At 32.9% G+C, this 14,701-nt stretch carries 11 protein-coding genes and 2 pseudogenes; 8 read left to right on the top strand and 5 right to left on the bottom strand.

Annotated features, from left to right (window positions below; translation table 11 throughout):
• Nucleotides 1-23 precede the first annotated feature (23 nt).
• The 3 genes from MHH45_RS07880 (at nucleotide 24) to MHH45_RS07870 (ending at nucleotide 1,393) form a co-directional block, all read left to right on the top strand.
• Nucleotides 24-506, top strand: coding sequence for a DNA/RNA non-specific endonuclease (locus MHH45_RS07880; protein WP_088094602.1), 483 nt, complete (start codon nucleotides 24-26; stop codon nucleotides 504-506).
• A gap of 178 nt (nucleotides 507-684) precedes the next feature.
• Nucleotides 685-1,167 (top strand): DUF2975 domain-containing protein, encoded by a 483-nt coding sequence (locus MHH45_RS07875; RefSeq protein ID WP_088094603.1) that lies wholly within the window; start codon nucleotides 685-687, stop codon nucleotides 1,165-1,167.
• A gap of 10 nt (nucleotides 1,168-1,177) precedes the next feature.
• The gene (locus MHH45_RS07870) at nucleotides 1,178-1,393 is read left to right on the top strand and encodes a helix-turn-helix domain-containing protein (RefSeq protein WP_016114251.1); all 216 of its coding nucleotides are present in this window, start codon (nucleotides 1,178-1,180) and stop codon (nucleotides 1,391-1,393) included.
• 1,022 nt (nucleotides 1,394-2,415) lie between these two features.
• Here the strand turns inward: MHH45_RS07870 and MHH45_RS07865 are convergent.
• Nucleotides 2,416-3,666, bottom strand: a complete 1,251-nt coding sequence (locus MHH45_RS07865; protein WP_016131300.1) for a helix-turn-helix domain-containing protein — start codon at nucleotides 3,664-3,666, stop codon at nucleotides 2,416-2,418.
• Between the two features lie 153 nt (nucleotides 3,667-3,819).
• On the opposite strand from MHH45_RS07865, the gene MHH45_RS07860 reads away from it, so the two are divergent.
• Nucleotides 3,820-4,578, top strand: coding sequence for an SDR family NAD(P)-dependent oxidoreductase (locus MHH45_RS07860; protein WP_016114253.1), 759 nt, complete (start codon nucleotides 3,820-3,822; stop codon nucleotides 4,576-4,578).
• 86 nt (nucleotides 4,579-4,664) lie between these two features.
• Here the strand turns inward: MHH45_RS07860 and MHH45_RS07855 are convergent, their stop codons facing one another.
• The 4 genes and pseudogenes from MHH45_RS07855 to MHH45_RS07840 all read right to left on the bottom strand — a co-directional run bounded on the left by MHH45_RS07855 (nucleotide 4,665) and on the right by MHH45_RS07840 (nucleotide 9,196).
• A complete protein-coding gene (locus MHH45_RS07855) occupies nucleotides 4,665-5,126 on the bottom strand; it encodes a LysR family transcriptional regulator substrate-binding protein (RefSeq protein WP_229165997.1) in 462 nt (153 codons plus the stop codon).
• 245 nt (nucleotides 5,127-5,371) lie between these two features.
• A pseudogene (locus tag MHH45_RS07850) lies at nucleotides 5,372-5,971 on the bottom strand (DJ-1/PfpI family protein).
• A 1,251-nt stretch (nucleotides 5,972-7,222) separates the two neighbouring features.
• Nucleotides 7,223-7,426 (bottom strand): hypothetical protein, encoded by a 204-nt coding sequence (locus MHH45_RS07845; protein WP_016114256.1) that lies wholly within the window; start codon nucleotides 7,424-7,426, stop codon nucleotides 7,223-7,225.
• A gap of 336 nt (nucleotides 7,427-7,762) precedes the next feature.
• The gene (locus tag MHH45_RS07840) at nucleotides 7,763-9,196 is read right to left on the bottom strand and encodes an IS4 family transposase (RefSeq protein WP_340862211.1); all 1,434 of its coding nucleotides are present in this window, start codon (nucleotides 9,194-9,196) and stop codon (nucleotides 7,763-7,765) included.
• A 189-nt stretch (nucleotides 9,197-9,385) separates the two neighbouring features.
• Here MHH45_RS07840 and MHH45_RS07835 point away from each other — a divergent pair, with 189 nt between their 5' ends.
• The 4 genes and pseudogenes from MHH45_RS07835 to MHH45_RS07815 all read left to right on the top strand — a co-directional run.
• Complete coding sequence (locus MHH45_RS07835; RefSeq protein WP_016114258.1) at nucleotides 9,386-9,583, top strand: helix-turn-helix transcriptional regulator; 198 nt, start codon at nucleotides 9,386-9,388, stop codon at nucleotides 9,581-9,583.
• A gap of 4 nt (nucleotides 9,584-9,587) precedes the next feature.
• Complete coding sequence (locus tag MHH45_RS07830) at nucleotides 9,588-9,926, top strand: hypothetical protein (protein WP_016114259.1); 339 nt, start codon at nucleotides 9,588-9,590, stop codon at nucleotides 9,924-9,926.
• Between the two features lie 349 nt (nucleotides 9,927-10,275).
• The gene (locus MHH45_RS07825; protein ID WP_016114260.1) at nucleotides 10,276-12,606 is read left to right on the top strand and encodes a glycoside hydrolase; all 2,331 of its coding nucleotides are present in this window, start codon (nucleotides 10,276-10,278) and stop codon (nucleotides 12,604-12,606) included.
• Nucleotides 12,607-13,287: 681 nt separating this feature from the next.
• Nucleotides 13,288-14,595 (top strand): annotated as a pseudogene (locus MHH45_RS07815) (N-acetylmuramoyl-L-alanine amidase); the annotation flags it as partial.
• Nucleotides 14,596-14,701: the final 106 nt, after the last annotated feature.

Below are 14,701 nucleotides of genomic sequence, written 5' to 3'. Positions count from 1 at the left end.
GCTGAAGTGAGTGAAGTTAAAACATTAGTGGACAAAGGAAACATTTTACAAACGGAAGAAAAAATAGGTTAAAACCGAATGTTAGGTATAAAACAGGAGAGTTTGACTATTTTTATGAAACCGATAGTCTTGGAAGAATTGAAAAATTTGAAACTGATAAGCTACAATTAACTGAAAGAGAGAAGAGATTATCACATAGTAAAAATACACCCGGTAAAGTAAAAGGACAAGACCATGCAGGGCATTTAGCAGGTGATAGATTTGGAGGATCACCTAAAATTGATAATTTGGTATCGCAATTATCTGATGTTAATTTGAAGGAATATAAGAAGATTGAAGAAGAATGGGCTGCAGCTTTGAAAGAAACACCTCCCAAAGAAGTAACAGTTGCTGTTGATATAATTTACTCTGGGAATGATATGCGTCCGGATAAATTTATAGTTAATTATTTTATTTTGCACCAGAGCCTATTAAACTATTTGGAAGTTTTGTTGAACAAGTTGTAAATTTAACATTTTAAAGTAAGAGCATTTCTTTGTAATGAGAAATGCTTTTTATTTTTGTCGAAATTAAAAGGATATTTCAATAACAATAATAATATAATAAAAAACAATATAATTTTATTGTAAAACGATAAATAATATGATAATATCATGTTGTCATTAAATAAGCGAGGTGCTTTTTATGAAACAAGTTACGACACTCTTTTTAAAGCTAGCTGTTATTTTTATAGGAATCCCAGTTCTTGCATTGTGCATATTTTTGGTGCCTAAGATCGGGAATTTTGCTGGAGAATTGTATCCAAATATTGCTTATTTGAAATCTCTCGTTTTAATCGATATGTATGCGGCAGCGATACCTTTTTACTTTGCTCTGTATCAAGCTTTTAAACTTTTAAGCTATATTGATAAGAACCAAGCGTTCTCGGAATTATCGGTAAAGGCTTTAAAGAATATAAAATACTGTGCCATCACGATCAGTACCTTGTACCTGCTAGGTATGCCACTCTACTATCTCATGGCGGAAAGAGTTGACCCTCCAAGTTTCATACCAATCGGATTGGTCATTATTTTCGCCTCTATGGTGATCGCCGTTTTTGCTGCTGTTCTCCAAAGACTTTTACAAGAAGCTATTAATATAAAATCAGAAAATGATTTAACGGTCTGAGGTGGAGGATATGGCAATTATTATTAATATTGATGTGATGTTAGCAAAACGAAAAATGAGCGTAACAGAGCTTTCGGAGAGGGTTGGGATTACGATGGCGAATCTTTCCATTCTGAAAAATGGGAAAGCAAAAGCGGTTCGTTTTTCAACATTAGAAGCGATATGTAAGACTTTGGATTGTCAACCAGGTGATATTTTGGAGTACAAAAGCGACGAAGACACTTAATAAAAACAGACAACAACTTTCTTCAACCAACGGGATTAGATAGTGAAATTAAGATGAAGGGATAGCCTGATGTTAAATATATATAACAACAGCTAAACATTGAAATTAAAAGCCTTTATCTTTGATTACTAAGTAATTATCGATAAAGGCTCTTTTTGTAGCCTTGGAACAAAGTTTGATTAAATTAACTTAATAAACCTTGATAAAAAAGGCAAATTAAAAAAGCGTGTTTTTTCATTTTAGGGGGTATTTTATTTACAGAAAATTTATTATACTCTTACTTAAAAAGGGTGGTGGACTTTTTGGATATAACTTACTATGTTTCAGAAGATACTTATAAATACGTAGTAGCAACCGTTACAAAAAGACTTTTACTTTACAGTGAGATATTTGTTCATATTTTTTCTTTTTCAGCATGGACTATTGATTATCAAATATCTAAACATAAATACACTTCCTCCTTTATTCCATTGTTAGGAACAGCCTTCCTTATAATAGTTTTTTCTATAATTATTCATTTCTTGTTTCAAAAAGTAAAACCAATAATGTTTATACGTAAGATAGTTTAAAAAAATCGTGGGGTAATAGGAACCATTTCGTTTGAACTCCACAATAAAAATATATGTATAATCTCTAACGGTGAACAATTAGAATACAATCGTTACAAAGTACACAGTGTAAAGGAATTAGAGTCAGCATACTGCATTATAATTCCGAAAGGTACCTATATTGTAATCCCTAAACATTCTGGGATAGATAATGTAGATGAGGAAGAATATACGAACAATCTTCAACTGATTATAAAAGAAATACAGGAAGTTCACTCACGATGATTAATACTAACAGGGGGCAATCCGTATCCATTAAGTTAAGAAATTAATGTCCCCAAAATGAAAATTCTATGCCTTTTATAGCAACGAAGTTCATTTTTATCATTTTGGGGCAACCTATTCTGGTTAGCTTGATGGTGATGTGCTGGTACCCCTATTTGATCTGTTGCCCAAATTTTCATTGATAGATAATTATGTCGTTGTATGATCGGAAAAATGATCATTTCTAAACTGCCTGGGGGTTAAACCTGTGTATTTTTTAAAGATTTTTATAAAATAACTTTGGTCGTTGAAATTCAGCCACATGCCGATGTCTAAAATCGAATAATTTGTTAAAAGTAATAGCTTTTTTGCTTCGTCAACTCGTTGCCGTTGAATGTATTCACTTAGTGGTTTACCAACTTCTTTTTTAAAAAGTGATGATAAGTAATTTGGGCTTAAACGACACATTTGTGCAAGGTGATCAAGTGTGATATCGTCATAAAGATGGTCATAAATATAATGTTGACAAGCTGTAATTGTTGCAGAATATTTTTCTTCATTTAATTGGTGCACACGATTGGTAAAATCCATTATGGCTTCTTCCGTTAATTTCAATATTGCTTTTAAGCTTCCTAATTCCTCGAGTTGTTGAATATAGAAATCGCTTAAGGTAAAGGCCGTTTCATCATTTAAACCACCTTCAATGGCCGCTCTGCAAACAAGAGCAATTCCAGTAATCATTAAATTTTTTTCACTTCTTAGGCGATTTCGTTTCGATAATAATCCTAATTCCGCCTCACCGACAATAGAGTAATCGAAGATATCCTTTAATTTATTTATCCGTCCGTTTTTGACATAATCAAGCAAAACTCGTTCATATGAAAGATTGGAATGAAAAATGAAATTCCTTCTCCCTTTTGAAAGCTCAAGATCCGGATTCTCTAATTCAATCATATCAAGGGTCAACGCTTTATTGTTTTGGATGACCATCGTTTTATCAAGCTTTTTATGGTACATCAAATAATAAACCAATAGACTAATCGTTAGGAATTGTTGACTATCAATAATGGGGATGGAATGATAGTATTCAATGAGTTTCCTTTTATTCAGGTTTCCTTTAAAAGCATCAAGGATCTTGCTAATATTTTCATCAGATATTTCTGACTCAAGGGTAGGGCCTAAAATAATGGTACCTAAAAATAGGTTCGTTTTTTTTAGATTGACAAAGAAAAAGTTCAAATTTGAATTCGAAAAGAAGATAGGAAAATCCTTTGGATTCTCTTCATAAGTATAGACACTGATCTGCTCTTTGAACGGGCTGTAATATGGATGATCCCGTAAGTCTCTACTTGAAAATTCGTATTCAATCTCACCAAATTGATTGACATAATAAACAGGTATTTGATGAACTTCATAAATAAGCTCACATATATGTTGTAAATCTTGTATGACTATTTCCATCTATTCCATAAACTCCATTCATTTTTTTTGAAATTGGATACATTTTTAGAATGCTTAAATAAATACTATTATTCGTAAGATAATACAATATATATTTTTATACAAGCAATAAAATGATTGATGTAAGAAATTATAAGCAGGGAGGAATTAAACATGGAATTATCAAATAAAATTGCTGTCATAACTGGTGCAGGAAGTGGAATCGGAAGAGCAAGCAGTTTGAAACTTGCTAGTAACGGTGCAACAGTTGTATTAGTCGATTTCAATCAGGAAACAGGAGAAGAAACGTTAAAACTTGTGAAAGAACAAGGTGGAGAAGGCATCTTCGTCCAGGCCGATGTCTCGAAAACTGAAGATGTGCAAAACTATGTAAATAAAGCAGTCGAAACATATGGACGTATTGATATATTTTTCAACAATGCAGGTGTTATCCAAAAGTTCGCACCTTTCACTTCAGTAGAAGAATCCGAATTTGACCGCATTATGTCTATCAATGTAAAAGGGGTCTTCCTTGGAATGAAATATGTGTTAAAAGTGATGGAGGAGCAAGGAAGTGGCTCTATTATTAATACTGCTTCTACTGCAGGGGTTCGTCCTGAACACAGTGTAGCTGTATATTCTGCAAGCAAACATGCGGTTGTAGGCTTAACCAAGGGTGCTGCATTAGAATATACGAAAAAAGGAATTCGCATTAATGCACTCTGTCCTGGCGGTGTGAAAACAGCATTAACAACAAGTGTTGAAGCTCAGTTTGCAAAAGGTGGATACGTTCCAGAAGAGTTTTCCAATATGAGAATGGGTCGTTATGCTGATCCGAAAGAACTCGCTGAAATGGTTGCTTACTTAGCATCAGATAAGGCAAGCTATATGTCCGGTTCAATTGTTCTTGTAGATGGCGGGCTAACTTTATAGTCAATAAAAACATCGAGTAGGGTTCTTCCCATTTAATAATTAGGGGCAGTTATGACTGTCCCTAATTTATTTTTTTAAAACCTGACTCAATCATTCATGTGTGTTGTTAAAAGGTTAGCAAAGTTTTGTGCGGTTTGTGATAGGTAATGATTCTTCAGCCATATTAAGCCTATCGATGCAGCTAACTCCCTATGTGTAATTTTGCAAGCAACAATATCGTCGTTATTGTATTGTTTAATGACGGTTTCCGGTACAATAGCTCCTCCAAAGTCAGAGGCAACCAAATCAAATAAAAGGGAGATATCAGAGCATGCGGCAATAATGTTCGGTTGTAGCTGAGCCTTCGAAAATGCTTCCAAAATCAAATAATGCACTCCAAGTCCTTCTGTGCTCGGTAAAATCAGAGGATGGTTTTGAATTTCAGCAAGCGTAACCTCACAATTAAACGGTTGCTTTTTAGTTGAAGCAATAAAGTAAAAAAGTTCTGTATGAAGATGGGTCACTGTGAACCCCTGTAATTCGAGTGGTAATCGGATAATTGGGGTCACCTTACATGCCCATCAACTTAAGAAATTCGTTGTTACCCCAAACTGAAAAAATGAGCTGAATTGTAGATAGATAAAAATTTTTGTTTAGGGGGGACTTCATAACCTTAGCTTGATAGCGGTGTGGTGCTACCCCATATAGGAAACTACATAAAATATAAAAAAACACCCACTAAATTGGAAAAAATTTCAGTTGTGGCGGGTTATTCTTTGAATCGTTTCCGTACCCCAATAAAAAAGAATTCAAATTAACTCCAAACAACACCTCGCCTCTCGTATTCCATTCTATATTCAACGGCAGCTGCAATTTTGGGGCTTGCGAACCTTTCCGTGATCCAAAGTCCCAAATCAAGTCCTGAAGTGACTCCTCTTGCCGTGATAATATTCCCTTGATCAACAATTCTGTAACGAAGAAGCTCTGCCCCGTATTCACTGATTTCATTCTGCGCCAAATAGTGCATCGTCGCCTTTCGACCATTCAATATACCGGAGGCAGCTAGTAGCATACCTCCTGTACAAACCCCAGCAACGATCGTTCCTTCGTTGTACATCTCTCTAATCATTTCGGTCAGGGTTCCAAGCTCTGCTTGCTTTCGTGCCCCATGTTCAGCTTTATGATTCTAGCCACCACCAGGTACAATTAACAGATCTGGACGATTATCCATTCGTAAAAAATCATTTAGTTTAACCGTAACTCCAAACGAAGTAGTAATTTCTTGTTTTGATTCACTTGATATTAGTTCAACCGTAAATGGAGCCCCTTCTTCTATCGCTCTTTTGAGTACTTCAAAAGGTGCGAAAGAGACAAGTTCTCCGAAGCCGTCAAACAATATAATTTGTATTTTCATTTTTAGAACACCTCATATGCTTTCTTTTGTGAATCGTAGACATATAAAACGATTCGGCGATTATGTAATTGATTTACAAAAAAATCCTCATCCAATAGAAGAAGCAATACCTCTATAAGCACAATAGGTCATAACTGGAAATAAAAGTAATTCTATGACCTATTTTTACACGTATCTCGGCTGTACCCCTATTCCGCCTACCCATTCATCCCCCAAGAAAATATATAAATAAAAAAGATAAGACCAGAACTCGGTCTTATCTATGGTATAAGGAGAAACAACTAGGGTGATAACCATTACTTTTTTATCATATTACATTAACTGTTAATTTTAAATATTATAGCTAAAATTAGTGACAATATCCATATTGAGAAATTTATTACTAATTTGTTTGTACAATATCAAAAAGTATGAAAATAATTTTAGGTTTATACCGAAAACAAAACACACCTTTTGGTACACATTAGCTATAAGAATTTAATGATTAATTTTACAAATTATAAAAAGTCATGAACTTAGTTTTACTTTCTATTATATACAAATAGTTAGGGGGCAATATCATAGGATAAAGATTGTTCCAAATATTCACCCGGAACTTTCTGATAAGTTAAAAAATCTAACAACAAAACGTTTAAAATATGCTAAAATACAATTACATTTGAAAAAGAGTAGTGGGTTCAAGTTGTTATTTACATGAACTCCAAAGAAAAAAGCCAAATTCTGTATAGATTTGGCTTTTTTCTTTTTACGCATTTGTAGCTAAAAATAGCATGGTCTTTAAATCCTTGTTAGGGGCAAGAATTTAAAGAAGAGTTTAGCTTAATTATGATTTTACATAAATTACATATTATAGTAAATTGATATTATTTATACTAAATATTGTAAAAATTCAGGAATTTACTCCTTATATTATTTATGCACAAAGTTATAATTAGTGAGTTTTACAAATGAACCGTCCTAAAAAGCGAACGAGCGTTTACAAAGGTATCCTTTTACAGATGAGTCAAATTTGAACAGGGATTTAGTGATGTGAGTAAATCATTAAATGAAATCATCGAAATAAATAAGAACAGGAGGTCTGCGAGGGAGATAGTTGAATCATACGCTGGGAAGGAAGATAACTAAAAAAAGAGAAAGCTTGGTCTTTAATTTCTCTTTTTTTAGTTGATTAAATGACGATGTAAACTAGTGCTGCTATAAGATTTGGAATAGCCATTATTAAAAAACCCTTTGATTGGTCGATACGGCCAATCAAAGGGTTTCCTTTTTTGAAAATAGGGTTCCTTTATTACCTAAAATTAAGCTATCAATGAAGTAAGCTAAAGCTAACCCCATGCTAATTAACCCGAAAGTTCCACATACATAATAAATGTGACTCCAATCCCGACTAAAATAAGCTTCTACAGATACGATAAGTAATAGAAGTATTCCTGAAATAAGTCCTCTCTTTATCATTATGATCCCTCTTTCAAAAAGATTTAATATCCACATTATACCATATTGTTGAGTGTATATTTTTTAAACAAATTCCGATAACGAATTTTACGTTAACTAGCACCTCTTGCGAGGAGGGGGGGCTATTTTTTTGCAGTAGCAAAGATAAGATTTCATTTTTAGAAATTGTCTTAGCGTATAAAATCCGCGTTTTGCCGTCAGTACCCCATGCCCATCAAGCTAAGTTTAGGTATTCCATGAACTTCCGTTCTTGTTGCCTACATGCTGGATATTTTATTTATTTTTTTTAAAAAATACGCATACCAAATAAACCTTGATAAGGTGTATTTTTAAAAATTATGCAGTTTTCTGCTTTAGATTAGGTACAGTACACTGATAAACGACACCTAAAATATCAAATACTGTCTTTTTTTCATATCGATGGGATTTCCGTCCGTTTTTTTGTAAGAGGTCAAACAGACGAAGGAAAATTTTTGATGCTTCTTGGGTGTCTTTTTGTAGAGCTTCATATACTAAGTACAGATGATCTTGAATCATATAAATTGCTTTATATTCACTTAATTCTTTGTGTTTTTTCTGTAGTAACAGCTGTCGCATTTTGAACATAGTGGAAGAACAAAGAAAAATAGCGATTAACTGTCCATAAAGATGACATTCTAGACGCTCTCGCTTAATATTGTAACAATGATTGATACCAAAAAGAGACTTCCATGTTTTAAATACAATCTCTATTTGCCAACGTAGTGAGTAGATATCATGAACCTGTTCCATCGGAACAATTTCCCATGGGATGTTGGTAATATAAACGTTGATTTCTGTTAAACGTTTACTTTTTTCAGAGTATGTAACTCCTTTTTTCTTTTCAACATAAGTTTGTTGTTTCCTACGTCTATGAATTTGAGTTGATGTGAGTCTGTATATTATAACTCGTGAGGATAATTTTTGTTGTCCAATATAGGCATTCTGAATTTCATAAGTATCTCCTGGTTTTATCTGATGCATAATATCTTCAAGGTTAAGCAAAACATATAAAGATTGCTTTTTTACTGTCCCATCCCGAAAGAATTCTGGCGATTCATTTTTCACATATACTCTATTATTTAATTTCAACCGAGAAACATAGAATACCCCTCGTTGATCCATCTGGTCTAAATCTTTTAGAGAAAAGTATCCTAAATCTCGAATACATAAATCTCCTGATCGTAAGGTATCCAAACATTCTGTACCAAAGGTTTTATCATTATTTTTACCTGGTTCCATTTGAAAATTGAGGAATTTCCCACTATGTAAATCATACTCTAGTTGAATCTTAATACCAGCTGTCTGTGCACATCCCCCTGAACCAGGATAAATAGAAGCTAAATGGTTGGGTACTTGAAAAATAGTAGCATCTAAAATACGTATACGTTGAAAATAAGAAATGTATTGGTTTGAGATTTGAGAAGAATCGTTTAGTTTACTTTTGATTAAAAGAGAAAATACACGCTGTAGAAATAAAACAGCACATCGGTTAAAACGTTGATTAAGTCCTTCTGGACTCATAAGTGTAGTTGTATTTGCATAAAGCTGACTACATAATCGAGTAAGGGGACTACTTGCTACATGTTGACTGATCCAAATACATAAAGCAGCCAAATCTCGTGCGCCATACTTACTTTTTCGTTTTACAAAGCCTGTCTCTTGGGCAAGTTGTTGAAGAATATGTAGAGATAGATATCGTTGTAGTTCTTCAACGAACAAATGAAACTCATCTTGAGTCGATAGATTCATACAAAAACGCCATCCTTTCTGTATATTTCTACAAATAGAATAACGCTTTCTATAAATTATGGGTATAATTTCATCTTAAGTTGATAGTAATATATCGTGTCAAAAACATTTGACAATCCAATTGAGTTTTTTTATAATTGATGTGTAAAAAACTTTTGACATTTTGATTATAAAAAATGGAGAAGAGATATGAAAAATATTATAAAGGATTTGAGAGAGAAAAAGGGATTGTCGCAAGAGCACTTGGCTAATAAATGTGGGGTTAGTAGACAAACAATCAATGCAATTGAAAATAATAAGTATGATCCTACATTAAAATTAGCTTTTAATCTTTCAGAAGTATTGAATACAACAGTAGATGAACTTTTTTTAAAGAAAGGAGTATAGAATTATGAATTATTTAGTATATTTTGTGGGGGCTATATTGTGGGCTTATATTAATGGATTTTTTACAAGTAATAAAGGATCAGCTCCTTGGATTAAAGATGATGAAAGAGATAAAGATATTAAACATAAAGCAATTATAGCAAGTTGGTCAGGGATCTTTTTCTTTTGTATAATTGGAATTGTTAATAAAGCATTAGGTCTAGGTGGTGCTCAAAAATCCCCTTATCTTCCAGAACCGATAGCTACTATTTTACAAGAAAATGTTGAAATACAAGTTTTACTTATTCTTTTGCTAATGTATGGAATTTTTTATATTTATTATAGAAAGCAAATGAGTGCTTAGTTGTTATTTAGATAGTTTACCAACAGTTTAATTTGTTCTAAACGTTTTATTTTTGTATATAGATAAATCACTATTAAAATTCTTATTTTTATCAATCTTTATTCCAAATCAACACAAAAAACGGTTATTCTTTCTTGTTTAGTTTAGAAAGAATAACCGTTTTTTGTACTTGGGGGTACTAAAATTTCTTAAGTTGATGGGCATGGGGCACGGCAAGAATTCGTTCTTTTTTGAGCCACTCATCATGAAGCTAAATAAAAAGGAATAATTTTGCTTCAATGAATACATTGTCACATTCCTGTCACAATGTATTTGTATCATAGAAATACAAATAAGGAGGTTTATAAATATGAATAAAAAAATGAAAAAGCTAGTTATTCCAATCTTGATGAGTTCAATATGTCTTACATTACCATCCCTAAGTTATGCACAACAAAAGGATATTACAACAAAGGGACAAAACGTGGTTTCTCAATACAAAAATTTCACTTTTGATGTGAATCCTGAAACTGGTGAGATTTTTGTGGAAAAAGATGGTGTAAGAGAAAGTGCTTCCTTACCACTACCGAAGAAAAAAATAACAAATCTAATAAAAAAAGATGATTGTATATCTTGGAATTATCCAGATGACCAAATAGATGTGAAGATTGAAAAGAAAGAATCCTATTTAAGTATTAAGTTAAAATCTACTAAGTCTGAAGGAGCCAATGAATTTACATGGCCTAAAGTAAGTGCGGACAGCTATACGTTACCCTTATCGGAAGGGAAAAATATACCTAGCAATGACCCAAACTGGAAAGAATATTTAAAAGATCAAGACATGTCATTCGTAGAAAGTTTTTCTATGAGATTCTTTGCATTGAATAAATCTAAATATTCCATTATGTATATAGCTGACAATATGTATAATGATAATATTCATTTCACTGCTGATTCCGATATACAGTTTAGTTTTACACATCAATATCCTTCTATTAATAAGAATAAAGAATATGGATTCAGATTGTATCTAACTGATAAAAACCCTGTCTCGATGGCAAACATTTATAAAAATTATATAAAAGAACAGGGAGAATTTAAGACACTAGAAGAAAAAGCAAAAACAAATCCGAACATTAAAAAATTATATGGTGCGCCTCATATTTATTTTTGGAACCACAGTGGGATTTCAGTAGAAAATATTAAGTGGGATACATTCACACAAAAAATGGATGAGACATTTACAAATTGGATTGCACAGTTGTTACAAGCAAATACGGAAGATGGCTCAAAAGATTTTGAAACTGTTATGCAAGATATAAAGAATCAAAAATCTATCGATAAAAGCCAGCAAAAAGTAATAGTTAATGCGATAAATCAGGTATTAAAATTAGAACAACTTTATAATAAAGACATTTTTAGTAATCCAGATACTGGAACAAATGAATTGTTGAAAAAAGGAATCCAAAACTTGAGTGAACAAGAACTATATACACTGAATAAAGGATTAATTAAGAGTAAGTTAACAGAGGCAGTGGATGAAGTAAGCAGATGGGAACAGAAAGAAACAACAGATGTTTTAGTTGATATGAAGAAATCGAATGTTAAAAAAGCATGGGTAGGTTTACCTAATTGGGCTAATGGATTAATGAATCCCAAAATGGTAGAAGAAGCAAATAGAATGGGGTATTTAATCGGCCCTTATGATTCATATCACTCGATTCATGAAGTTGGAAGTAGAGATTGGAATACTGCTTCTTTTAAAGATAAAACTTTATATGAAAATGCTACAATATCGAATGAAAAAGGGAAAAAAATAGGAGGATTCTTAGGAAAAGGAAGAAAGTTAAATCCAACTTTATCCTTACCTAGTGTGAAAGAACGTGTAGGTGATATTTTACAAAATAATATACCGTTTAATTCTTGGTTTGTCGATTGCGATGCTACAGGCGAAATTTATGATGATTATTCTCCAAATCATATTACTACTCAGGAACAAGATGTAAAAGCAAGATTGCAAAGAATGAAATATATTAGCGAAGAAAAACACATGGTAGTCGGATCGGAAGGTGGGAATGACTTTGCTAGTAATATAATTGCCTTTGCGCATGGAATAGAAACACCTGGGATTTGGCCCGACTCTGATATGAAAGATAAACAGAGCCCATATTATGTAGGCGGATATAAATCCACTTCACCAGATGGTGCTATTCCAGAATCGAATGCCAAAACAATACCAATCAAACCTATTTATAAAAATATTCATAATAATCCTGTATATTCAGTTCCTTTATATAAACTTGTATATAATGATTCGATTATTACTACTCACCAATGGGGATGGGGGAGTTTTAGAATTAAAGATGAAATTGGGAATAGAATGTTATCTGAAATGTTGTATAATGTTCCACCTTTATATCATATTGATAAAAATGAATGGGAGAAAAGTAAATCCATCATTACCTCTTATTTGAAAGTATGGTCTCCATTTCATGAGAAAGCCGTAACAAAACCAATGACTAATTTTGAAGTATTGTCTGAAGATCGGCAAGTTCAAAGTACGACATTCGGAAAAAACATGAAAGTGATTGTGAATTTCTCAAACCAAGATTTTACATATAACAATGAGAATATAAAAGCAAAAACAGCTATAGTATATGATGGGAAGAAAAAGAGTATATTAGAAGTTCCTAAATACTAAGATACATGACATGGTTGTTTCTTTGAAATAAAGTCGTACTGTTTTGAATAAAGTTTAACTGTTTGCAAAAAAGTTGCACCGTTTTGCATCATTAGATAAAGCTGTCACGGTAAAACTCCTGAGTTTTGATCAAACTTTATTCCAAACCAACATAAAAAAGGACTTCTGTGTTTTGAAGTCTCTTTTTATTTGTAATCAGGATTTTTGAAAGATTTGTGAATTTCATAGAAAACAAACGGGATATAAAGTATAATGTTATAGTTTTGTATATTAAAGGTTATTTATGTTATTTAAATTATATTTTTACGAAGGTACTAGAGGGAGTGCCATCATGTATAGTGTGGTTGAAACTGCAAAAGAGAACAATTTAAGTCCTTATCATTCTCTTCGATATTTGTTTGAAACGCTCCCCAATATCCATTTAAACAATTATGAAGAAAAATCTGTGTTAGATTCTCTTTTCATTGGTCTTAGTTGTGGGAGGAGCCCTAGTGTTGTGTTATAACTCTGAAATATTGACATATCTAGGAGGATCTATAGATTTCAGTTGATTATATGAAATGAAAAATCAAGTCGTTATTTTGGGGTTCAGACTATCATTATTCACACTATTATTCACACTAAAAGAAGTACAAGGAGGAAGGTATATCTATTAAAATAGTGAGATATACCAAAGTAGAAATGAATATTAAATTTAGTAAAAAAGTAGTAGCATTAACAGCAGGATTAACGGTATTATCTTCACCATTGGCATCATTTGCAGAGGAACAACAATCAGTAAACAATAAGCAACCTACAAGCGTCCAAGAACAAGGTAAAGCAGACCAACTTCAAGCATCAGATGAACAGGCTTTAAAAAGTATTGAAGCTAGTTTTGAAGGGGTAGACGGACGTGGAGGAGGTACTGTCGATAATAAGAAAGCAGACAGTCTTCAACGTTCAGAAGGTATTCATGAAGAAACGGGTACATTAACTGTTCCTAACAATTCAAACAGAACAAAACGTAGTCTGTCTTTCACATCACCTAGAAGCTCTAGTACAATAAACGGTGTTCCATTCACTAAATGGATTGTTCCAGTAGGTAACGATAATATTCGTCCTCAAAACTACATGAGTCCAAAGTACATTACAATTCATGAGACTGATAATACAAGTGTAGGAGCAGGTGCTAGAAACCACGCTCAATATCTATATAACCAAGCAGTAGGGAACACAGACCGAGCTGCATCATGGCACTTTACAGTAGACGATAAAGAGATTTATCAACACTTACCATTAAACGAGAACGGGTGGCACGCAGGAGACGGTGATGGTCCAGGTAATAGACAATCTATTGCAATTGAAATCGCAGTTAACAGAGACGGTAACTACAGTAAAGCAGTAAATAACGCTAAGAAACTTGTAGCTTATTTAATGAAAGAAACGGGTGTACCGTTAAATAATATCGTAAAACACCAAAGATGGAGTGGTAAAAACTGTCCTGCTAACATGATTAATAATGGACTATGGAATTCATTCGTAAATGGTGTTGAGGGTTATTATAATAACCTTTCTCAATCAACAAACGACATTATAACAGGCTGGCAACAAATTGATGGCAAGTGGTATTACTTTGATTCTACTGGTATCAGGCAAACAGGTTGGAGAACAATAGAAAATAAGTGGTATTATTTAAACTCTTCTGGAGCCATGCAAACAGATTGGCAGCAAGTTAATGGCATTTGGTATTATTTAAACTCTTCTGGAGCCATGCAAACAGATTGGCAGCAAGTTAATGGCATTTGGTATTATTTAAACTCTTCTGGAGCCATGCAAACAGATTGGCAGCAAGTTAATGGCATTTGGTATTATTTAAACTCTTCTGGAGCCATGCAAACAGATTGGCAGCAAGTTAATGGTATTTGGTATTATTTCAATTCTTCTGGAGCTATGCAAACAGGCTGGCAACAAATTAATGGCAAATGGTACTATTTTAACTCAGATGGGTCATGGGATAGTTCGAAATAATAGATTTTCATGTAATTATTTTGGGGAAATAAAAATCAATACACGCTCGTATATTTATAATTAATGAAAAAGCTCTTTAGAATGCTAA

It is taken from the genome of Bacillus sp. FSL K6-0042 (assembly GCF_038006685.1).
Taxonomy (GTDB): Bacteria; Bacillota; Bacilli; order Bacillales; family Bacillaceae_G; genus Bacillus_A; species Bacillus_A pseudomycoides.
The sequence above is the reverse complement of the archived record's forward strand: the minus strand, read 5'-3'. Positions and strand labels throughout refer to the sequence as shown.